General features: G+C 62.3%; 18 protein-coding genes. 9 read left to right on the forward strand and 9 right to left on the reverse strand.

Features of this window, described 5'->3' with window-relative positions; all coding sequences use genetic code 11:
* Positions 1 to 63 precede the first annotated feature (63 nt).
* The 7 genes from NZ585_10540 to NZ585_10570 form a co-directional block, all read right to left on the reverse strand.
* A complete protein-coding gene (locus tag NZ585_10540; GenBank protein MCS7080466.1) occupies positions 64 to 549 on the reverse strand; it encodes a hypothetical protein in 486 nt (161 codons plus the stop codon).
* 55 nt (positions 550 to 604) lie between these two features.
* Entirely contained in the window at positions 605 to 1,354 is a 750-nt protein-coding gene (locus NZ585_10545) for a hypothetical protein (protein MCS7080467.1), read from the reverse strand.
* Complete coding sequence (locus NZ585_10550; protein ID MCS7080468.1) at positions 1,351 to 1,602, reverse strand: hypothetical protein; 252 nt, start codon at positions 1,600 to 1,602, stop codon at positions 1,351 to 1,353. Before NZ585_10550 ends, NZ585_10545 begins: the two co-directional genes overlap by 4 nt.
* A gap of 9 nt (positions 1,603 to 1,611) precedes the next feature.
* A complete protein-coding gene (locus NZ585_10555; protein ID MCS7080469.1) occupies positions 1,612 to 1,932 on the reverse strand; it encodes a hypothetical protein in 321 nt (106 codons plus the stop codon).
* On the reverse strand, positions 1,929 to 5,672 hold the full coding sequence (locus tag NZ585_10560) for a bifunctional DNA primase/polymerase (GenBank protein ID MCS7080470.1): 3,744 nt from the start codon (positions 5,670 to 5,672) through the stop codon (positions 1,929 to 1,931). The genes NZ585_10555 and NZ585_10560 overlap by 4 nt, the downstream gene beginning before the upstream one ends.
* Before the next feature lie 303 nt (positions 5,673 to 5,975).
* Entirely contained in the window at positions 5,976 to 6,173 is a 198-nt protein-coding gene (locus NZ585_10565) for a helix-turn-helix domain-containing protein (GenBank protein ID MCS7080471.1), read from the reverse strand.
* A gap of 87 nt (positions 6,174 to 6,260) precedes the next feature.
* Entirely contained in the window at positions 6,261 to 6,914 is a 654-nt protein-coding gene (locus tag NZ585_10570) for a hypothetical protein (protein ID MCS7080472.1), read from the reverse strand.
* Positions 6,915 to 6,986: 72 nt separating this feature from the next.
* Between NZ585_10570 and NZ585_10575 the strand changes: the two genes are divergently transcribed.
* Both NZ585_10575 and NZ585_10580 read left to right on the forward strand, forming a co-directional pair.
* Entirely contained in the window at positions 6,987 to 7,640 is a 654-nt protein-coding gene (locus NZ585_10575; GenBank protein ID MCS7080473.1) for a transposase family protein, read from the forward strand.
* Positions 7,641 to 7,744: 104 nt separating this feature from the next.
* Positions 7,745 to 8,116 (forward strand): hypothetical protein, encoded by a 372-nt coding sequence (locus NZ585_10580; GenBank protein MCS7080474.1) that lies wholly within the window; start codon positions 7,745 to 7,747, stop codon positions 8,114 to 8,116.
* Positions 8,117 to 8,143: 27 nt separating this feature from the next.
* Here the strand turns inward: NZ585_10580 and NZ585_10585 are convergent, their stop codons facing one another.
* Together NZ585_10585 and NZ585_10590 are read right to left on the reverse strand one after the other, a co-directional pair.
* Positions 8,144 to 8,632, reverse strand: coding sequence for a DDE transposase family protein (locus tag NZ585_10585; protein ID MCS7080475.1), 489 nt, complete (start codon positions 8,630 to 8,632; stop codon positions 8,144 to 8,146).
* 56 nt (positions 8,633 to 8,688) lie between these two features.
* The gene (locus tag NZ585_10590; protein ID MCS7080476.1) at positions 8,689 to 9,246 is read right to left on the reverse strand and encodes a transposase family protein; all 558 of its coding nucleotides are present in this window, start codon (positions 9,244 to 9,246) and stop codon (positions 8,689 to 8,691) included.
* Positions 9,247 to 9,620: 374 nt separating this feature from the next.
* Between NZ585_10590 and NZ585_10595 the strand changes: the two genes are divergently transcribed.
* The 7 genes from NZ585_10595 to NZ585_10625 form a co-directional block, all read left to right on the forward strand.
* On the forward strand, positions 9,621 to 11,369 hold the full coding sequence (locus NZ585_10595) for a hypothetical protein (GenBank protein ID MCS7080477.1): 1,749 nt from the start codon (positions 9,621 to 9,623) through the stop codon (positions 11,367 to 11,369).
* Complete coding sequence (locus NZ585_10600) at positions 11,363 to 13,525, forward strand: hypothetical protein (protein ID MCS7080478.1); 2,163 nt, start codon at positions 11,363 to 11,365, stop codon at positions 13,523 to 13,525. Before NZ585_10595 ends, NZ585_10600 begins: the two co-directional genes overlap by 7 nt.
* Complete coding sequence (locus tag NZ585_10605) at positions 13,522 to 16,731, forward strand: helicase-related protein (protein MCS7080479.1); 3,210 nt, start codon at positions 13,522 to 13,524, stop codon at positions 16,729 to 16,731. The genes NZ585_10600 and NZ585_10605 overlap by 4 nt, the downstream gene beginning before the upstream one ends.
* Positions 16,732 to 16,789: 58 nt before the next feature.
* The gene (locus NZ585_10610) at positions 16,790 to 18,493 is read left to right on the forward strand and encodes a hypothetical protein (protein MCS7080480.1); all 1,704 of its coding nucleotides are present in this window, start codon (positions 16,790 to 16,792) and stop codon (positions 18,491 to 18,493) included.
* On the forward strand, positions 18,490 to 19,194 hold the full coding sequence (locus tag NZ585_10615; protein MCS7080481.1) for a phospholipase D family protein: 705 nt from the start codon (positions 18,490 to 18,492) through the stop codon (positions 19,192 to 19,194). Before NZ585_10610 ends, NZ585_10615 begins: the two co-directional genes overlap by 4 nt.
* A 170-nt stretch (positions 19,195 to 19,364) precedes the next feature.
* A complete protein-coding gene (locus NZ585_10620) occupies positions 19,365 to 20,477 on the forward strand; it encodes an IS1 transposase (GenBank protein ID MCS7080482.1) in 1,113 nt (370 codons plus the stop codon).
* A gap of 63 nt (positions 20,478 to 20,540) precedes the next feature.
* On the forward strand, positions 20,541 to 22,613 hold a 2,073-nt coding region (locus tag NZ585_10625; GenBank protein MCS7080483.1), incomplete at its 3' end, for a DUF499 domain-containing protein.

Below are 22,613 nucleotides of genomic sequence, written 5' to 3' on the forward strand. Positions count from 1 at the left end.
GAAGGCCTCCACCACCGGGTGGTGGCTACAACGGGCCCGGGGGAAGAGGGGGGGGTCAGTATCTCAATACCCCCCCTGTGCTTCCCCGGCCTTCAGGGGCAGGTACGGCGGCGCAGCTGTACACACCCGGTACTCCTCCACCCCGGCAAACTCCCTTAGCTTCTCGGTGTTGACCGGCTCCGAGAGGATGCGGCCCTCGAGCTGGGTGAACTCGATGTTGTTGACCACCGCCCGCCCCCACTTCCGCACCTCCTGCTCCACGAGGGGCAGGAAGCACTCGAGGCGGTACGGGTTTTTGAGATTGCGCTGGAGGATGACCCAGCGTTGCAGCCCGTCATGGTGGAACCCGACCTCGAGGCCGTACCACCCGGCGCGGCGTTTGAGCCACAGGGAGAGGGCCACAGGGTTGGCGGGCCAGGGCGGTTGCCGGTAGGGCTCGAGGGCCTTCAACAGCTCGGCAGGGCTCATCTCCAGCAGGCCCCGCCGGTCAAGAAGGGCGTGCAGGGCCGCAGGCAGGGCGGGATAGCGTTCGCGGATCCAGCTCAGCATGACCTGAGTGTACAACCCGTTAGTAACCCGTTAGAAGCACGTGCTGGACGGTTTATCAGTCCACCACAGGGGGCAGCTCGAGGCGCAGGGGGTTGAGCAGCTCACGCCGGAGCAGCTCCTCGAGCAGCTCCATCTGTTCGGCGGTGGCGATCCGGTGGAAGAGGGCCCGGGCCTTGCCGATGTAGAGCACGAACTGCTCGAGGGCTTTGGTCTCCGCGAGCCTGGCCCTGGTCTCGGCCCGCTGTTTTTCCAGGGTGATGATGCGGGCCGCCAGGGTGCCGACCCGATCCAGGTAGGCGGTGAACGTCCGTAGCAGGTGTTCAGCCTTGTGGATGTCCTCCCGCACCCGCACGGCCTCTACCGGTTCCCTGGCCTCGAGGCAGCGTCCAAGTTCCTCTTCCAGCGCATTGATGAGGGGCTCGAGGCGTTCCGGCGTATCCCAGAAGCAGCTGTAGACGGTGAGGGCCTCCTCGAGCAGGGCCTTCACCACCGCCAGCTCGCGGTCGGTGTGGCCGTCCCTACTCAGCGATTCCTCGATGCGGTCAATGAGGGTGTAGATGTTGTCGTACTGGATGTTGCTGTACAGCCTGTGTTTGACAGCAGCGGTGGTGGGGTCTTTCTTTTTGCCGGCCCTGACCCGGCTCCTGAACCCCGCACCGTGACGCGGGCAGACGTTCAGGCCCCTGACCGCCGGGTTCCTGCACTGCTCCCCGTTGCGCTTGATTCTCTGGCAGCGCGGGGGCCTGCCCCGCAGGTGGTCGCAGAAGGGCTCGAGTCTGATTGTTGAAGCCGCTTCGTTTCTCATTTTTTCCATCGCTGAAAGGGTTCCCCCTCGAGCACCACCCCCTGCCCAGGCTTGAGGGGGTCAATCCTCCGGGGGTCGAGAATCCGCCACCGGGGGGCCTCGAGCAGCCAGGTAGCAATCTCGGCGGCGTTGTTGCGGTCAAGCAGCCGGGCGGCGCGGTACTCGGGCCAGTCGGCCTCGGCCACCAACCAGGGGTGGTGCTCGAGCAGCCGGTGCAGGTGGTGGAGCAGGTGCGGGTGGCGGCTCACGGCTGCCTCCTAATGCACCGGTTCCTGGACGTAGGCGCGTGCGAAGGCCTCCAGCCGGTCGGGCGGCCAGAAACTGAAGAGCTCCACCACCTGGGCCTGTGGGAAGCTACGTTGGTAGCGCTCCAGAATCTCCAACAGCCAGCCGGCCAGGCTTGGTGACGGCATCCCCGGCCAGCGTGCATGTGCCGCCAGGTCAGACTCTCGAGGCACCAGCAGCGCGTAGTACACCACCTCACCATCCACCACCAGCCGCAGCTTCGGGGGGTTGACGCGGCGTAGTTTGGTGACCAGCGCCGGCAGGTTTTCAAGCAGGACTTGCCAGGCGGTCACAGCTCCAACCTCCCCCGCTTCTCACGGTTCTCAGGTTCTCTAGTCTCTGTGTGTGCGGCCTGACCCCCTATATCTGTAGAACCGGCAACACCGGCAACACCGGTATTTTTTGCGTCTGGGACGGGGCTCCCGTTGTTGCCGGTCGCGGTTGTGTTGCCGGTCGTTTCCGGCAACAGTCCAGAAGGCTCGTTGGGGGCGCGGTTTTGTTGCCGGTCAGAACCGGCAACATTTTCAAAACCGGCAACACGATTTTCGCTGTCTGGGACGCTATTGTTGCCATTGTTGCCGGTGTTGCCGGTTTTGGAGATATAGGCCCCTAGTAGGTGTATCGCGCGGGTGGTTCTCTCATGAATCCGTACCCCTACCTGATACCGGGTCTCACCTCCGCTGACCTGCGTGCGGATAGCCCCGGCCTGGGCCAGCCGCTTCCACAGGGTGCGCTCGGTGGGTAGTGGCTCCCCAGTCTCACCGGCCAGCCTGGACAGCACCGCATAGGCGGCGGTCGGGTCAAGGTAGATGCCGGCCACGTCGGGGTTTTCCGGTAGCCAGCCGATTCTGGGGCCCTGGGGCTGCCAGATGCCGTGAGCCTCCGAGCTCCCGCTCGTGGTGTCCACCCAGCGCCAACCGTAGTTCTGAGGAACAGCCATGTGCTCTTCTGGATCCTGTCCCGGTCGCCAATCCACCGGCAGCAGGTGGCAGCGGCCCATCCTCAATGCCGTGAAAAGTAGCGTCATGAAGCGTTGTACCGGATCAGCGTCCCTTTGATAGGTGGACTGTGCGGCGCGGACGGCCTCCAGACCGGCCAGCAGACGCTGTTCCAGCGTGGCCACATCCAGACCGAGGCCGGCGGCGTAGTCTCTGAAGAACTCCCAGACCGCGTGCAGCCGGGCTAAAGCATCGGTGGTTCTACCGTGCTCAGCTTCCCACCGGCCGCGGAGTTCAGCGGTGCGGGCCTCCACCTGCCGGCGCACCGCGTCCAACCGGCCGGCCAGGTAGCGGATCCAGGCGGCCATGCCACGGGCCAGCGCTCCATCCCGTGCCAGAGTCTGAAGCCTGCTCAACCGGGCCAGGTCTACATCCCCGCGCTCTACCTCGACGAACAGGCCACGGGCGCGGATGGAGTGACCGGGCGGGATGTCTTCCCCGGTGATGAGCAGGCTCCCCCGCGGTGGACGGTCACCGGCCAGGCTACCATCGGCCTTCATGCGGAGCCGGCCGGTGCTGTTGCCTTGGCTTCTGAGTAGCCGGGCGGCCTTGGCCTGGAGCTCCTTCTGCTTCTGTTCGCTGGCCTGTGGTGCGTAGTCGTCAATCAGCAGCAGGGCGTCTTTGGCCAGGAAGGCGGCGTTTTCCAGCGCGTTAGGTGTGGCCTCCCAGGCGGCCGGCGGTGCAGCGTGATAGCCGAAGAAGCTCTGCAGTACCAAAGCCAGGCTCGTCTTGCGGGCCCCGGTCGGGCCGGCCAGGTAGATAGAGACCGGGCTGTGTCCCAGCGGCGCGGCCAGAGTGTGGAGCAGCAACGGCGCGGTTATGCGCTCCGGGGCGGCGTCCAGCACCTCCAGCATGGCCTCCACAGCTTGACGCTCGTCCTGGCCGGTCGGTGGATCGGGAAAAGCGAAGGCCTCGAGCGTCTTGCCGGGCTCCACCTCCAGGCCGGCCACACTGCCCTGGGCCCCGATACCACCTCCGGCGTGCAGGTAGACATACTCTCCGTTGACCTGTGTCCAGCCGAGATGTTTGTAAACCTTAGCACGGTCAAAACCGCGCTCTATCGAGAGGTACTGAATAGCCGCTCGCAGGTGGTCTTTGGCTCCCTGCCCCGGTGTGACCACCACCTCGGCCCCCCAGGCGCGCACCGGCCAGGTCATCCCGGCAAACTCGGCGGCCTTGACTTTCGCAGCAGGCAGCGGCCGGCCGGTGGCCGTGTAGCCAACCAGCTCAAAGATTTGCTCCGACTCCAGGCCGTCGGTGGTTTCGACCTCTCGCGCAACGACGGCGGCGAAGTTCGCTAGAGGCCAGTAGGTGACGCTCTGGTGCTCACCTTTGCCTTCCACCTTGGCGGCCTCAATGCGCCCGTGGGCAATCCGGTAGCGTGGCTGGCCCAGCACCTCACCACCGGCGGCCAGGCCGTCCAGGGGCGCGATCCTAGTGGTGTGCGCGGTGGACTTCGCAGCGGTGTGCACTTGGCCGCGGCGGTTCACCGACACCACTCGCGGTTGGTAGCCGCCATCCACGGCCCGGGCTTTTTCCAGGGTGGCCTGGCCGTAGGTGCGGCCATCGCTGTAGTGCTTCTTGTCCCACTTGGGGCGGTAGAGCGCGGATTGCCTGAACAGCCTATCAGCACGCTCGAGGTCATTCCCCGTCCACCACATCAGGGCTGAGGCCAGGGCCAGGTCCGCCTCACTGTGGGATCTGTAGCCGCTAACATCCCCCTCCCACAGTTGGTGGAGCTCGGGCTTAGCGGCGAACATGCGCTCTAGCAGCTCCTCATCCTCGAGGTCGGGGGCCGCCCGGGCCCCCTTCGAGGCCGGATTCACCACAGATTGCTGGGGGTTGAGCCGCTTGATGAGGGCCTCCAGCTCGGCCTGCCGGGGCTGGAGCTCGGTGGGAAGGCCCTCCCAGTACTGGCCGGTGAAGGTGAAGAAACGGCTCTGATCGTAGACCTCGAGCTCCACACCGGGGGTCAGGGTGTGCTTATTACCCGCACCCTCCGGCAGCCGCCCTAGAAGCAGCACGTGGCAGCCCTGGCCGGATGGGGATGTTTCCGTGTAGCTGTTCAGGGCCTCCACCACGGCCTGGACTTCGGGAGGGATGCCCTCGCTCTTCCAGCCCTTCCAGTCGATATCCACCCCTGCAATGCCATCACCCAGGACAAAGCCAAGACCCTCAAAGCCCCCGCGTTTCAGGGCCTCGAGGGCCTCTTCGAGGGAGGCCCAGGTGCTGGGGTCGTTGACCCTGGCCTTCTTGCCGTTGGGCTGGTAGGGAACCTTGGTAGCCTTGCCGTTGCGGCCTTCGGTCTTCCACAGAAGCCAGCGTTGTTTGGTGCCTAAAACCTGTGGTATCTTAAGCCTGCTCATAAGAATTCCTTTCTCCCCCTGTTGGCGCAGGGGGTCTTTTTCATTACGTGGCAGTTCAGCCTGCATCTGCACCTGTTTCTCTGTCCGCTCGCCGGTGGTGGTGCGGGTGGTAGGTGGTGTTGGTGTCAGTGCTGGCGGGGGTGGGGGTAGCAGCTTCTCCAATAGCTCATTTGAAACAAGCGGCAGTTTGTCAGGTGGCACCAGCCGCACTTCCCAGGTGTAGCGAGCACCGTTAATGGTGGTGGGTTCAACGACCACGTAGGCTCTGTCCATCCCACGAAGATCAACCCCCGGTAACTTGCGGGTGCTGGCGCTAAGGCTACCGTTGACTGACTCCGGCAAGCGAAGAAAGACGTGATACCCACCGCGCGGGGTGCGTTGCCGGGGGGCCCGTAGCAGTTCAGGGTGTTCGCGGCTAAGCCTCTTCCACGCCTCGGGGGCGTCGAAGTCCAGCACCAGCACGGGGGCTGGGGGGAGCAACCCCCATCCGCAGCGGGGGAGATCCCTGCACCAACGCTGGATGGTGATCGGGTCTCTACTGGCCTCTTTGAGCCCATGAGGAACCAGTTGGGCACAGGGGGGTTTCTCGCTGGGCTCGAGGGGAAGCAGCCGGTAGCCCAGCTTCGTGTACTCCTCCAGGCGTGATAGAATGTTGAAGTCTACAAACACAACAACCACCTTTAGTTTGTGTGTAGAACCCCCTCCTTATCAGGGGGCTTTTCATTTGAGCCTAGCAACCCCAGCGGTAGGGCAGCCAGGACGCTATCCGGCGTGCAACCTGCAAAGCAGTGCAGGAGCACCCGGCTCTCTACCAGGAGGATGCTCAGGCTGGGGTTGCGGTCATCATGGGCCGGGCACAGGGCCATCCAGCGACCGGGGCCGGCGGGGCGCACTCCCTCCAGGCGGGAAAGGAGCGGCTCTGGGGTATACTTGTACTGGAAGCAATCCAGAGTCTTCATGGACACCCCCTAGCTACCGAACCCCATCCCGCTCGGTGGGGTTGTCTTTCCCTTCGAGAAGCCTTTCCAAAGCGATGCGAGGGATCAAAATTCGTCGCCCCACGCGCGTGGCTTTCAGTTCACCTCGGGCAATAAGGTTCCTCACAGTGTTCGGATGGAGGCCAAGAAGTTGGGCTGCCTCCTCAACAGAGAACGCAAGTTTTTGCAACATGAAGAGAAGCTCCATTCTCTCATGGAGGCCGGTAAAGCAAAACCGGCCTGGCTTCTTGTCGTAGCAGGCAAAGCCTGCTGCCAACTCCTAAGCCAGGGCCGGTGGTGCAGTGATTTTTACGGGTGTTTTTGGCGGTGGGGGGAGCGGTAAAAGGCAGGGCGGTGGTGGCGAATACTCGCTTTCACGCACCGGGAGGAAGGCCAGGAAGCGCAGCAAAAAGAACGCCAGCGTCGAAAGGGTCAGGACGATTATTGAAGGGACCCACCCAGGGCGAGGCTTTCTCACCTCAAAATTTACCTCAACAAATGCCAAAGGCTTGGCAAAAAAATCGCTCAGGTCGTACCGGTGGTACCGGTAATTCTTTTCCAAATATTTTTGGCGCGACCATTCAAGATGGAAAGTTTCAAGAGCTTGCACCGACAGGTCGTGAAGGATTGAGTGAATCTCGTCCTTCGTAACAAGTACTCTCCGCCACTCCAGCTTCAGGCGTTTTGCAAGTTCTTGGGAAGCCGTGGCAATGAGGCACTCGAGATCGGCCTCGAGGCGGTCTATGGTGGTCGTAGTACTAAACCTTGGTAGGTCAACAATCCCTGCCAACCGATGTTGGACTTCTACGAAAATTTCGAGGCGGTCACCCAGCGGCCGAATCCCCACCCCGATTCCCAAAGCCACCTCCCATATTGCTTGGAGGATTCGGAGCACTTTTTTTATGAGTGCACGTTCGGTAGTGGGGTTGAGCATTGGGAGGATAATACAAAATGTTGTTCGATATGTCAAGTACATATTCGTTATAGGCTTTTATTACAAGGGCCTATGAACCCCACACAGATACCCAGCCCCTTGCCATACCTGGCGGAGATACCCGATCCGAGGGAATACCTGAAGACCGAGCATGAATGGGAAAACCTGATGCTGATCAGTCTGATGGCCCTGGGCAGCGGTCGGACAAATATCCTGGCCATCGCCCACTGGATCAGGGATCAGGAGAAGTACCTGCTGAACACCCTGAAGCTACGCAACCGCTTCGGGCAACGCAAACTGCCCGCCCAGGCCACGATGTATCGCTTCTTCTGGTTCCTGGATGGGCAGTTGGCAGCCTTGCAGGAGGCCATGCTGGCCTGGGCCCAGGATGTGCTGCGGGCGCTGGGCCGGGAAGAGGCGCTGGCCATAGCCACCGATGGCAAACATCTGCGAGGTACCCGGCGGGGCCGCAAGGGTGAGGCGGCTTTGGTCTTCCTCTCCACCTTGGTGCAGGGATTGGGGCTGAGCCTGGGTAGCACGGCGGTTACGACCAGCGAGGCCAAGGCAGCCGAGGGTTGGTTGGTGCGGATGAGCGACCTGGGGGTGGACTGGCTGATTACGGGGGATGCTGGGGTGATGAGCCCGACCCTGGCCCAGCAGGTGGTGGCGCAAAAGGGGGCTACCTCTTCACGGTCAAGAGTAACCAGAAAGACCTGCAGCAGCTGATAGCCTGGGCCCTGGCCACATACCCACCCCACCCGGCTGAGCAGTACCAGCACCACGAGGTGCGGAGCGGTCAGTTGTGGATCTGGACACTGAGCATCGCCCCCATGCCTCCCAGCGTCAGTGGCTTTGCCGGTTCCACCTACGCCCTTCGCATGCACCGCCAGGTCATCCACAAAGACAGCGGCCAGGTCAGCGAGGAGACCGACTATGCCATCACCTCGCTGGTCCGCACCCCTCAGGACTTCTATGCCCTTTGGCGCGGGCACTGGCAGGTAGAGAACCGTCTGCACCACCCCCGCGATACCGTCTTTGGTGAAGACGCTTCCCGCAGCCGCAAGGGGGCCGCTGGGCTGATGTATTTCCGTGATGTGCTCATCAACCTTTTACATCTCCACAACCTATCCCCACTGCGCTCCATTCGCTACTTCTCTGCCAACCCCAACGAACTCTACCAGTTGTTGTGCCCTTCGTGTTAAAAGCCTGTCAAAGAACAGACTTGACCGCTATACATTCGCCGTATCCAACCCCAGGAAACGCAGGGCACGCGGGGGATTGAAGGAGAAAACCTCCAAAGCAGCCTTCTTGGCCCGCACCCCTTGATGATTCAACCAGCTCACCAAAAAGCCCCGCAAAACACTGAGGTTGAACCTCAACACCCCACCCGCCTGTGCATCGTCCTCCCGCAAAAGCACATCCCGCACCCAGAAACTCCCGTTCTCCACATCCCAGCGCTCCCGCAAAAGCATCCCCAGCCGCTCAGCACCAGCCTCCTCAGGCCCCAGACTCGTCAGGGCATACACCACACTGTAGCGCACCTTCTTGCTCCGCTTCTCCCACACCCAGCGCTCCATCCGCACCACCTGCCGCACCCCAGGAAACCCCAGCCAATCCGGCAGATGCGGCGAGGCCGAGACCCGGTAGCGCCAGACCTCCCCGTCCCGCACCTCCTCCCACTCCGCCTGGGTCTCACCCGGTAAAGCCTTCTCGTCCATGCAAGTGAATACCCACTCCGCCGTCTCCAGCCTCTGGGGCTGGTTCCCCTTCAGGATCAGCAGATAATCCCCCCTTTTTCCCGGATGGCCTCCGCCACCCGGGGGTACAGGTACCCTGCATCGGCCACCAGAACCCAGCCGGAAAGCTCCCTCAGCTCCAGTCGGCTGAGCAGCTCCAGCAAAGCCTCCTCCTCTCTTCCCTCGGCCTGGGCCTGGGCCAGGGTCTGGCGGGCCTGGGTGCACCACAGTTCCACCACCCGTACCATGGGGCTCTCGCCTTTGGCACTGCCCCGCAGGGCCTTGCCATCGGCCACCAGGGTGCGGGTGGAGTCTGGGAGGGAGCACTCAGGAAAGACCTTGCGCAGGGCGCTGGCGAGTTCCTGGGGATCCAGCCGGCGGATGAGCTGGGCGATGGCGGTACGGCCTGGGGCTTTGCGTAACCCGAGGGCTTTCCAGAGGGCGGGGTTGGCTTGGGCGAAGCGGGCCACGCCGCGCAGGGAGTCTACGCGGCAGAGGAAGGCCAGGAGTACCAGGGAGACGATGCCCCACAGGGGGTAGCGGCGGTTGTGGTAACGAGGATCGGGTAAGGAGGACAGGGCTTCACGTAGGTTCATGCCTCTATATCTGGCTTGGTTTTGTATAACGGTCAAGTCTGGTCAAAGAACCCAAAAACCCAACACCATGTAGAAATTGTGATAATGTTTCCATATCATGCTGCGCTCTCTGGCACCCCAATTCCTGGAAATGGCTGTTGTGAGGCTGCAGAGCTCTACCCCCCGGTCAAAAGTAGCTCGACTGCGAAGAGCCTGTGGCAGTGGAGTCCAGCCTTGCTTTCCCATGCACATACACTATAGAATCCACATTTGCGCTTCGGCAAAGGGTGTAACCAAGGCAGCAGGTAGACAAGTAGCAGCAGAAGCAGATGGTGTTAGCCTGGAACGGGCTTACGTACCATCCACTGCCATCCCAAATTTGCTGAGGTGGCCGGGTGGCAAGCATCATCACCACGATTAATTGGCCAGCGCTCAGCGCCTGGGTGGAGCAGGAGACCCGCCGGAGGGAGCACCACAACCCGGCCATCTCGGTGTTTCGGTGGTGGGCACGGCGTCCCCATGGCCTGATCCGGGCCTTGCTCGAGGCCGCTCGATCCCAAGGGGTTCGTTACGTTGCGGATCCCTTTAGCGGCGGCGGAACCGTGGCCCTCGAGGCAGCAGCTTTAGGCCTGCGCGCATATGCGCAGGATTTGTACCCATGGCCGGTGTTCGGCCTGCAAACAGCCCTGAGCCAGGTCAATCCTGAGCGACTGCGCATAGAGGGGGAACGCCTGCTGCGTCACCTCGATCCGCTCCGCCGGTACTATCAACGGGAGGATGGCCGGGAGTTGGTGGGCATCCTGCGGGTGAGGGTCGTGCGCTGCCTGGGATGCGAATCCACCTTTCCGCTTTATCCAGAAGGGGTGCTGAGTAAGGTGCGCCGTAACGGGAGCGAGGCGTATCACGGCTGTCGCCGATGTGGTAGCCTCTCCCTCGAGGCCCACTGCGCTTGTGGCTATGAACTTCCTGCCGCCCCAGCAGGCAAAGTGGCTTGCCCCCACTGCGGTGTGGCTATCTCCGTCGTTACCGTCGGCTGGACGGCCCCGCTCGTGCTAGAAGAGAACAACAGCCGGACGCTAGTGCGCCCCACCGTGGAGGGCGATCCGGTAGCCTTTATCCCGGCCAGCAACACCTTCCCTCAGTTGAGACAACCGATCAAGGTCGGGCTGGAAACCCGGCGGCTGCTCAGAAGTGGGTTACAGTATTGGGGGGACTTATATAGCGAGGCCCAGGCTGCGGTGATCCTCGAAGGTCTTGACTACCTCAAGGAGCGCCGGATGCCTGCCAGTGTGCGCGACCGCTTGGCTATGGTACTGCTGGGGCTGGGGGAAATGGCTGCTCTACTAGCCCGTTGGGACCGGCTATACTGCAAGGGCATTGAAGGTGTTGCCAATCACCGCTATGCTATCCCGCCCGTTGCCTTCGAGGCCAACCCGCTGGCAAGCGTTGGCCGAGGTGTGCTCAGACGGCGCCTAGAGGCCGCCTATCGAGCTGCTGACTGGTACCAGGGGCTGAAAAACAAGGGCTATGTCCGGCTGGTCACGGGTAGCAGCGAACGACAGGCCCTAAAGCGAAGAGTCGTGGACTTGGTACTCACGGACCCTCCCTACTTTGACGACGTGCAGTACGGGGAAATGGCCCGGTTGTTCCACTTCTGGCTGGGCCAGTACCAGCCGCTATCCGTCGATGAGCTGCAAGAGGCGGTGCCGAATTCAGTGCGCGGCGTTGGCGCTGAAGGATACGCTGAGCGGCTCGAGGCAATCTTCAAGGAGTCGTTGCGCAGCCTGCGGAAGGGAGGTCGGATCATTTTGAGCTACCACAACCGTGAGCTCAGGGCCTGGGAAGCCCTGACAAGCGCCTTGCGCGCCAACGGGCTGCGTTTGCGCGGCGTTGCGGTGGTGCTTGCGGAGAGCGCCAACGACCACTCTAAGCGCGGTACGCGAGCTCAGCTCTACGACGCGATCTTAGAGCTCGAGCCGGGATACGAAGGGGGCACGGAGGCGGTCTGGTGTCCGGAAGATCCCGTTGCTAAAAACCTGTTCGCGGTGGCTTTGGCGCTGGGTGAGGCCCTTGAGGGGCAGTCCTTGGCTGAAAGCTATGCCGCTCAATGCGCGGCCCTTGGAATAGAGCCTTCGATTTGCTGATGTTTGGGATTGCCCGGGACAACCTGATTGACGATGCTCTGCTGCGCCGTATCTACCCGCGGGGCTTTGACGTCTATGCCCGGTTATCCAGCGTGCTGGGGCGGCGCGCCTGGGAGCAGAGACGGCGTCTGATCCTGATGGACTCCGCCCGCCCAAGCCCCCTACCCCAAACCCTGGCAGTAGGCCTATTGGTCGCCGACTTCTTCCATCGGGAGACGTACCACTCCCCATACTTAAAAGGCAACCTGCTTATCGTTACCCGCCAAGTAGGCCAGTTGCGAGAGAGCTTGCGCGAGTTCCGCCTGGGAGAGGCGGGTGACAGCCTAGCTCGCTTCTGGGAGATACGCACCCTCTCCCGCTATCAGCCGCCGGGTAGTCGACCAGCGATCTACCTTGCCAACCCCGGCTGGCCGCTCGAGCACCCCTTCGCCGCGGTGATCGTCGATGCCACCGATCCTCGGGTCCTGGCCCGCTTGGAGAGCCTACCTTTCAGCCATTACCTAGCCGTTACCCCGCCACTCGATGAGGCCACTCTGGCTCGGTTGGGCGAATCGGCCGTGCTATGGGACGAGGCCGCCAAAGGATGGGTGGCCCGTGAGTTCGATGGGCGCGAGCGCCCTGCCTTTTCACCACCCAACCGCCGAGTGGAAGTGATCGAAGATACTGAGTTAGATAAAGTACTTTGGACTGCTTACCAGCAGTTGGCGGAGGCCCAAGCGAATTTTGGAGGGTTTCCCCCTCTATGGCAAGCTTGGGGCTTATTCCACCAGTTACGCATGCTGAGCGTACCACTTTACCGGCTGGAGAGCCTACTCAAAGAGGAAGGACGTACTACCTTACGCGACCGCCTGGCCTCCCTCGAGCTGGAAGCCCCCTCCCATCCGGTGCAGCGCCTATTGTGGCAACGGGTGCTCGATCGGCTGAGGGAAGCCTACGAAGCCTTGCAGCAGCGCGATCTACCACCAAAGTTTTTTGCCCTCGTGGAGTGGCTGGAGCAGTGCAATACGGAGCGGCGATCCTGTTGGGTGGTAGCCACCACCCGAGCTGAGGCAACCCTACTGCAGAGCCTGTGCATGGCCGTCAGTCCAAGGCAGCTGTTCATCGGCTTCGGAGGCTCCGCTGAGGTGCTTTGGTCCAAAGAAGAGGAACGCCGAGCGGCACAGGGGTTGGGACCAGAACGGCTGCTGCTTGGCTACCGCAGCGCCAGCCAGCGCTACTTGGACTTAGGACCGGCCAAGGTGGCGGTCCTAGCCTACCCTTTCGAGGCACGCATCGAGAGCTACCTCTGCGAACAGCGTCAGCGCTGGCTGGAGCATCTGGTAACAGAGCGCAGCCAAGTCCTTCATTCCCTGGGCCTGAAGCTCCCTTCTCCGCCAGGTCTTCCCGCCGCCAGGTTGGAGTTTTCCCAACGAACAGCAGTGGTCCAGCCGCTAAATGTCTTGACAGAGGAGGCGCCGCGACTCGACTTTCATGCCTTAGCAGAGTATCAGGCAAACCCGCGGGCCGCAGGGAATCGCGGAACGACAGCCGAGGAGATGGAGGTGGAGCTGGAGGGTGGGTTGATCCTCTATCTGCCCAAGACCCGGTTAGTCACCCTGTTCGTGCCCGGACAAGGCCACGCGGAAAAGCCCGCGCAACAGCTACAACCCGGCGACCGGATGATCATCTTTGTCGACGGCATATACGACGATCTTTTCGAGCGCATCAGTGAAGCCTTGCTGCCGCTAGTACGGATAGAGGAGCGGCTAAGCTTGGAATTATGGGAGGCCGCCAAACGAACCCTACAAGCCCAGTATCCCAACCTGGCAGAGTTGCACCGCGAGCTGGCGCGTCACGGCCTGGAACGTGACCCGACAACGGTGCGAGGCTGGTTCGCCAAGGGGCAGACCCTTGCCCCCCAACAGTACGACGACTTCCTGCTTCTGACCAGTATCATGGGGCTTCCCGAGTCTCTGAAGCGCCCCCAGCTGTGGCGGGCCATCGAGAACCACCGCACGAGGCATCGCCAGTTGGGCCGGCTGCTGCACCGAGTGCTGGAGAGCATCGTCAGCGGCAGCGGCTACGAGGGGTCGTTGCGAGAGGCGAGGCAGCATGGGATATCCCTGGAAGAGTTGCTCAGTGCAGTGGATGTGAGGAGGGTGGTTAGACGCTCATGAGTCAGATCAGCTATAACGACGAGATCAAGCTGGTGGATCACCTGACCCGGGTGCTGGAGCACCACCTGGCAGGACGCAACCAGAAACGTCTTGTGGCACGGCAGCCGGCGGACGTATGCCAGCTGGGCGTGCTAGCCCCTTATGACCCGAACGCTGATACCTATAAGCAGCCCAGCAGCCTGGGGCTGGAGTTCATGGTGCGTGACGAAGAGCCAGGAAGCATCGAAGTCGAGGGCCAGCTTGCCTTCTACGTTCGGCGGCTGCCTACGCTAGCTGAGCAGCAGTCCGTCGCTGGCGAAGCCAGTGGACAAGGCACCCTGATCGAGGTCATTGAACGCTGCGACCTATCCTTTGGCCCACTGCAGCTCCCGCTCGCCGACGGAGATGACGGCGGGCTACTGCAACATTTACTGGACAAAGAAATCCAAACTATGGAGGAGCGGGCCGATTCGTGGCGCGTGATGGATCGCAGACCCTCGGTACCTGCGAGCGCCACAACCTCAGCAGAGGCTTTCGCCGAGTGGTTGCAGGAAGTCTTGGGAAACAGGCCGGTCGACATCCCCCCGCTTAAGGTGCGCTTGCAAGTGATGACCCGGCACTATGAGGGCCGCAAGCGCGTCACCGTGTACTTGCGCAACGAGACCCTCCAGGGCAACAACCCCACCGAGAACAACTACCGAGTCATCGCGGACGTTCGGTTGCGGGTGCGCGTGCAGGGCACACTGGTTCCGGTGGAGATCCTCCCTGTGGCCGAGGATTACCAGTTTGACCCGAATGTATGGGTAGTCGGAAGGAACTGCGGAGCACTGCGAGAGGGCAACTGCCTGACTACCCGCTGTCTGGCTATATACCGCCAAAAGCGCATTACCACGCGCTCTGAACCCTCAGCCCCCTTTCAGGATCTGGCCCAACGTCCCCTCGAGGTGCTCCAGGGCATCTATGAAGCCATGCAGGCCCACGCTCAGTCCTGGGAACGGGAACTGGATCTCAAAGGGTATACCGGCGAGTTCGCCGAGGCGGCTCAGACGGACCTGCGGCAGTTCCGGGAGGAGATCCGTCGTTTTGCCGCCGGATTGGCCGCCCTCCGGGCCGATGAGCGGCTCAAGAAGGCCTTCACCGCCATGAACCGGGTCTTCGCCCGTATATCCCCTTACCCCAGTTGGCGACTGTTCCAGATCGTCTTCATCGTCAGCCAGCTGCCTGCACTCGCGTTGCGGGAGGGGATCACGGCAGGCGAGTGGGCTGGGGAGCGCTACGAGTGGGCCGACGACATGGACCAGGCGGTAGTGCTGTGGTTCCCTACCGGCGGCGGCAAGACCGAGGCGTATCTGGGTTTGGTGTGCACGGCCATGCTCTACGACCGCCTGCGTGGGAAGAAGCTGGGGGTCACCGCTTGGCTGCGCTTCCCCCTCCGGATGCTCTCGATGCAGCAGTTGCAGCGGGCCATGCGCGTGTTGTACGGGGCGGAGCAGGAGCGGTTAGCGCTGGGCCTCGAGGGGGATCCATTCCGGTTGGGCTACCTCGCGGGCAAGGGAAACTCACCCAACCAACTCGACGCTGCCGAGCTACAGCGCTGGAGCCAGACGGGTGAGCTGGAGAAACTGCGCCTGGTACCCAACTGCCCAGCCTGCGGGGGGCTAGAGACGGTGGAAGTGCATCTTCAGCGCGCCCGGTTGTGTTTCGAACACCGCTGCCGGAAGTGCGGGTATCAGCTTCCACTGGACGTGAGCGACTCCGAAGTGCTGCGGCACCAAAGTACGGTGGTGGTGGGTACCGTGGACAAGATGGCAGCGCTGGCCTATCAGCCCGCGCTGAGTATGCTCTGGCAGGTGCGCAGGTACTGCCCGCAGCATGGGTACTTCCTGGACAAGTGCCTGGTGAAGAACTGCTCTGTAAACAGCCGGCAACTGCAGACCGTAAATGCCTACGACCCTGGGCCAAGCCTGCACATCCAGGACGAGCTCCACCTGTTACAAGAGGAGCTGGGGGCCTTCGCCGGGCACTACGAGACAACGATCCGCTCCCTCGAGCCCAAGCCCGCCAAAGTGTTGGCCGCCACGGCGACCATCACCGGCTACGAGCACCAGCTCAGACACCTCTACGGGGTTCGGCATGCGGTGCGCTTCCCAGGTCGCGGGATAGACCGCTACCGCACGTTCTACAGCGAGGTGGCACGGGAAGGGGGACAGGAAAAGATCGCGCGAGTCTTCCTTGCGTTCTGGAGCCGCCCCCACCCCGCTGAGAGTTCGGCCTTGGTGCACCGTATCCTTCTGGACGAGATCAAGCGCCTCGCCAGCAATCCTTACGACCTGAACGCCGTGGTAGGCCGTACCTTAGCCCCGGATGAGGCCAGCGCTTTGGTCAAGCTATACTCCACTTCGCTGGCCTACGTGGGCAGCCGGGCCAACGGCAGCCGGATCAAGGACACCTTGGAATCGGGGCAGGTCTTACGTGTGGAATACACCCACAACAAGTCCACTCCGGCCCATATCGCCCAAGTGGTGAGCCTGATCGAGAATCCACCTCCGTTTGGGTCGGAAAGCTTCCTTGATACGCTAGTGGCCACCAACATGATCAGCCACGGGGTGGACCTCGAGCGCATCAACCTCATGACCCTGGACCGCCTGCCAGGCACCGTTGAGGAGTACATCCAGGCCTCAAGCCGGGCCGGGCGGCAGCACGTGGGCCTGGTGGTGGTCATCCTGGCCAGTTATAACCTGCGTGCTTCCAGCGTGTACAGCCGCTTCATGGAGTACCACGACAACCTCGAGCGCATGGTGCATCCGGTGGCCATCAACCGCTTCGCTCGTTTCGCCCTGCGGCGCACATTACCCGGGGTGCTGGCCTCGGTGCTCCTGGGGCGAAGCCGCTCTAGCGCGAACAGGCTGTGGGAGCGGGAGAGTGCTCGCCAATACCTGTCACAGCAGCGGCAGCAGATACTGGGGGAGCTTAAGGAAGCTTACTGCCTAGGGGCTGGGGTCTATCCGCCGGACCTCGAGGAGGCCATGGCGGTCGTGCTGGAGGAGGAGCTAGACCGGGTGCTGGTCACGCTATCGAGCAGCCAGGAGCGGTACTTGACGAATGCTATCCATCCGATGACCAGCCTCCGCGACGTCGAGGAGGGGGTTCAGGTCAACCTGGCAAGAAGCTACTCGGTTGAGGATGCAAAGTGGTTCACAAGGGGGGGCGCTGATGGAGCGGGGTAGGACACAAATCTTATACAACTTTCTGCCAGGGGCGCTGGCCGAACATGAGGACTTCGGCATGAGTTGGGTAGTGAGTGTGGAACTGGATCCTCAAGTAGATGTCAACCAGCGGGCTCTGTTGAACCTTGTTGACGACTACATAAGGCGTTGGGAGTTCGACGGCAGGGTCTTCCATCAGGGTTACCCTGCCAACCGGCTCAACCCTGCCGGTTTTGCGATAGGGCAGCCAAGCCGCGTTCTGATGGAGCCCTTCCCCAGCAGCTTCAGCTGCGCGCGCTGCGGCTATACCGCAAAACTCGTCAGCCTCAAGCGGAGGAGATCTCAACCCGGAGAATGCCCACGCTGCAAAGGTCCGCTGGGACGGATGACGGTGATCCAGGTACATAACTGTGGCACGCTGCAGGAGCTCTCTTTCCCCGATGAGTATGACTCGAAGTTCCGCGGCCACGATCTCAGGTTATTTAACCCAGGACGCACCCGTGATGCCCGTTGGTACTCTCTGACCTCAAATAAAGAGATTGGCGGATTGCGGATGTGGCCCTGCAGTTGTGAGTACAGCAAAGCAAAGCCTGATGAAAAGTTCCAGCGCCAGGTGGAGGCTAAGGAGCCGACCAACCACCTCGCACACGTGCTGCCGTTCCTCAATTTCGACAGGGAGCAGGAGAGCCTGCTCATCAGCCTGGAGAAATCTAGTGCGGGCTTATTGCTGGCCAAGCTGTGGGGTCTCCTGCCAGGCAAGGTGCGGGAGGCCCTGGCCAAAAGGGAGCTCAGCCCCGAAGCCCAGCAACTCCTCGAGGAGCTACGCCAGGTGGATCCAGAACGGGCACGATCCATAGAGGCTCAGATGAAGAATGACCCTTCCTCCCAGGCGCTTTCCGAGGTGGGTCGCCTCACCGCAGGTCATACCATCGGGCCGCCGAGCCGTCACCTGGTGGAGCACGCTATTCTAGAGGACACCTCCAAGCTTACCACTGCTGCGATGGTAGCGGCCCGATGGGGCACCCTTGGTGGGTTCGATGCCGAATCCTACTTGCAGGAGTTTGAGCAGGTGAGGGAGCTACTGGGGTTCAGCAATGTCCGGCTGATCAGCGACTTCCGTATCGCACTGGCTGCAATAGGATACACACGGATTTCCCGCGATCCCCAGCGCAGTATACTGAGGGCCTTTCCTGCAGTTGACGGAAAGACTCCCATCTACTGCGTGCCCACAGAAACCGAAGCCATCTGGTTCCAGCTAGACCCCACGTCCGTGCTGCGCTGGCTGGTGCACAACGGTTTGGCACCAAAGGAAGCCCGGGGTGCTGCAGCTTGGGCTGAGCTCTGGCACCTTGGCCTGCGGGGTGAGGCTTTCCGCGCCCCGCAGGCCAAGGCACCCACCCTGGTATACACATTGCTTCATACCATTTCCCACCTCATGATGCAGCACATTGTCTGGAGTGGCTTCGCCCCGGAGAGCATCGGGGAGTATCTGCTGCCCGATACGCTGGGCTTGATCCTCTATGCCAACCGCTACACGGCCAGCAAGATCGGCGGGTTGACCACCCTCTTCGAACAGCATCTGCCCTACTGGCTGGAGGAGGTCTATCAGGATGGCCGCGCCTGTATCTACGACCCTTTGTGCGCTGAGGAAGGGGGTAGTTGTGTGGGTTGCACTCACCTGGAGCACAATTGCATCGACTTCAACCATCACCTGAGCCGCCTGGTGCTGTATGGAGGGAACCACTCGGTGTACGGCCGGCTCCGAGGATTCTGGGAGCCATGACCTGGTCATCCGAAACCCTGCGCCTGCTTGGGGCAGCGCTCTGGAGTAAGCTGGATCAGCCGGTTGCAGCTAACGACCTGCTGTGGGCGGATAGCCTGTTAGGAGAGGGAGGGCACCTCTGGCTCTATGAAGCCTTACAACGGCACGGGGCGTTGGAGGGGGGGCAGCTGCGGGCCCAGGGTCTGGCTGCTTTCCTGGGGGGGTATGCGGACCAAGGGATCCTCTTGTGGACGTTACCTGATCGTGAGAGCAGCTATGTCGCAGCCATCCTGGAAGCCATCGCCAGTGCCGAGCAACACCTATGGCTGGTAAGCCCTTACCTGGAGCAGCATGGCATGGCTCACCTCAGCGACGAGCTCCTGGGTGCCCTCTGGCGCGGGGTTGCCGTCTCGGTGATCACCCACGCCGCCCACGAGCCTAGTAGCCCCCAGGCCAGAGCACTGGCACGCCTGCGGCAAGAGGCGCTGCGCGTACAGGGAGCACTTGCCATCTACAGCGCTCAGATGGAGAAGGGCTTGTTACACGCCAAGATCGTGGTGGCGGATAAGAAGTGGGGAGTGCTCGGCAGCGCAAACCTGACCGACCCCGGGCTCCGCTGGAACGTGGAGATCGGGCTGCGCTTTGGCGAACAGCACGCGCGAGCCGTGGTTGCGCAGCTAGAAGCGCTGTGCCGAGAAACATGGCTGGTGCGCATCGAGTAGTCTGAACCCTGATACGCTCCCACGGCTGAGGGTGGCTTGGGCCGGCAGGGATGTGCTGCTTTTTATCCGGCCGAAACCCATCGCGATGGTCTTGGATTTATAGGTAGTAGAGTGAGATTATCCCAGACAGGGGTTGAAGGGGAGGCCGTTTTCAACGCAGATTGCGTTGTGTGAAAACAAACAAACCTCCCCTCTCAAGTCTGGCATGCCCGATAGAAGGATGCAAGCTGTACGGGAAAACCGGACAAGGCAATCTCAAGGTACGCAAAGTGTACGGTGCAGAAAAGATACGATACCTGCGCTGTAAGAGCTGCGGGCAGGAGTTCAGCGAAAGGAAGGGAACGGCCCTCTGGAACTGTAAACTGCCCGAATCCAAGGCGGTAGCGCTCGCAGAGCAGCTAAGCGAGGGCAGCAGTCAGGCCGCCACCGCTCGCCTGCTGAAGGTGAGCCGGGAGAGCGTGCGTAGACTGGAACGCTGCCTGGGTCGGCATGGGCGGCTGTTTCATGACCGGCAGGTGCAGGGCCTGGTGTGCAGCAGCCTGCAGGCCGACGAGCGGCACGGGTACGCCGGCAGCAAGAACCGGCCCTGCTGGGAGGCGGAGCTGCTCGAACCCAAAAGCCGCCTGATCGTGGAGCGGGTGCAGGGCGAGCGCAACGAGGACCTGGCCCGCCGCCTTCTGCGCGGGGGGAAGGCCCGGCTCAGAGACTTCCAGGATCTGGCCTTCTTCAGCGATGGTTGGGAATGCTACGCCACTCTGTTCCCGCAAGTCTTCGGAACCCCCTACCAGCCCAAACCGCGAGGGGCTCGTGGCAGGAGGCCGCGAGAGCGCTATCGCCTGACCCGCCGGCAGGCCCATGTCCAGGTGCTCAAACGGCGTGAGGGTCGGCGGGTGGTGGAGGTCAGACTGCGCATGGCCCATGGCAGTCGCAAGCGCATTGACCTGGAGTTGCAGCGTCTGGGCTACACCACCCCTAACACCTCTGCCATTGAGCGGCTCAACGCCACGGCCCGGCGTATGGACGCCTTCTCCGTGCGCAAGACCCTGGCCTTTGCCCGCAGGCCTGAGTCCCGGGAGCACCGCGGTGACTGGCGGATGACGGTCTACAACTTTGCCCGCCCCCACCGCTCCCTCCGACTTCCCCTACCAGAGCCCATCGGCAGGCGGCGCTACCAGCCTCGCTCCCCAGCTATGGCCGCAGGTCTCACGGAACGCATTTGGACGATCCGAGAAATCCTTCTCCATCAGGTTTTCCCCAGGCCTGTCAGAGATAATCTCACCTAACTACCTAGTATTACGGCATCTTTGCTGCACCGATAGAATGGAACTATGAAAGCTGAAAGTTATATGAGCACCGCACTGAAGCTTTACGCCGAGGCGGTGCGATCATATTTCGTGCGCGAACTGACACGGGTCCATGGCAGTGGGCGCGGGTGGGTCGAGGCCTATCTGGGTTCCCTAAGCGAGTCGCGGCGGGCCCTGGTTTTAGAGGACATGAAGCGCGGCAGAACCGCCGAGGAGGTGCTCGACATCAACCACTTCAAGGACATTCTGCTCGGCCAGCGTGAAGTGTTCCGCGAAGCCTTTGGACGCAGCTACAACCGTGCGGTGACCTGGGCCGACGAAATCAGCGAGGTGCGCAACGCCTGGGCACACCAGCAGCAGCTTCCGGAGGAGGACGTCAATCGAACCCTCGACACCATCGCCCGCTTCCTGCGCCTCATTGGTGCGGAGGATTCAGCGACCGAGGTGCGTAAGCTTATGGAACGTAACCTTCCCAGTGCTCCTAAGGGCAACCTGCCGCCCTGGTGGCATCTGGCCGAGCCCGACGAGGCCATCCGCAGGGGCGACTTCGATGAGAACACCTTTGCGGCCAAGCTCGATGACGTGGTGGCCGGGAGGGCCACGTCCGAGTACCGCTACGCCGACGAATTCTTCAAGAAGACCTACCTCACCCGCGAGCTCGCATCCATCCTTAAAGACACCGTGCGGCGTCTGGCGGGCTTTGGTGGGGAGGCGGTGGTGCAACTGCGCACTCCCTTCGGCGGTGGCAAGACCCACGCGCTGATTGCCCTGTATCACCTGGTCAAGGCCTATTCCGAGGTCATCGACCTGCCCGAGGTCAAGTCCCTCTTACAGGAGGCCGGGGTCGGCAGCATGCCGAGGGCCCGCGTGGCTGTCCTGGTCGGCACCGACCTCTCGGCCCAAGGACGCACGGTTGACGGCCTTCACATCCGCACCCTGTGGGGCGAGCTGGCCTACCAGCTTGGCGATAAAGCAGGTTACGAGATGCTGCGCTCCGCGGACGAGGCCATGACCCCGCCTGGCAAGCAGGCCCTGGCCGCACTCCTCCGGGCCTATAGCCCCGCCCTCATCCTGATGGACGAACTCTTGGTCTACCAGGTCAAGGCCGCCTCGATCCCCGTCGGCAGCACCAGCCTGCAGGCCCAGACCTTCGCTTTCCTCCAGGAGCTTACCGAGGTGGTCGGAAGCCAGAGCAACGTGGCCCTGGTCACCACCTTCCCCGAGTCGCACATCGAGTACTACGACCATAAGGACTCGCCGGAGGTCTTCGCCCGCCTGGAGAGGATATTCGGACGGGTGCAGGCCGTGCGTATGCCGGTGCAGGGGGAGGAAATCTACGAGGTGCTGCGACGCCGCCTGTTCGAGCGCATCGACGGCGAGGGGGCCAAGCAGGTGGTGGCCGCCTACATGAAGGTCTACGAGGAGCTGCGCAACGAGCTGCCCAGCGAGGTGCGCAGCGGCGAGTACGGGCGCAAAATGCTCAAGGCCTTCCCCTTCCACCCCGAGCTGGTCAACGTGCTCTACGAGCGGTGGGGCACCATGCAGACCTTTCAGAAGACCCGGGGCGTGCTGCGCCTGCTGGCGCGGGTGGTCGAGGCCGGATACCTTACGGCCTCAGCCCGTCCCCTCATTGGGCTCGGCGACGCGGCCCTGGAATCCGCCGACCTGCGGGCCACCGTTACAAGCGTGCTCGAGGACGCTAACTGGGAGGCAGTGCTGGCGTCAGACATCATCCCCCCGGAGGGGAAGGCCTACTTGCTTGACCGCGAGCTCGGGGGCGACTACGCGCGCTACCGACTGGCCCAGTCGCTGGCCACCTCCGTGTTCTTCTACTCCCATTCCGGCGGTGGGGTGGAGCGGGGGGCCACCCGCCCACAGCTCAACCTGGCTCTGGTATACCCTGAGGGCATCTCACCGCTCCTCATCGGCGACGCGCTCGACAACCTTAGGGGGCGGCTGTACTACCTGTACTCCAATGGGAGCTGGGCCTTCAAGGCCCAGCCCAACCTCAACGCGGTGCTGGCCGACCGGATGGCCCACGTCAAGGCTGCCGACGTGGAGGAACTGCTCAGGCAGCAGGTGGAGAAGGCCGTGGGGTCAGGGGTCTTCAGGGCC

The organism is Chloracidobacterium sp., from assembly GCA_025057975.1.
Classification (GTDB): domain Bacteria; phylum Acidobacteriota; class Blastocatellia; order Chloracidobacteriales; family Chloracidobacteriaceae; genus Chloracidobacterium.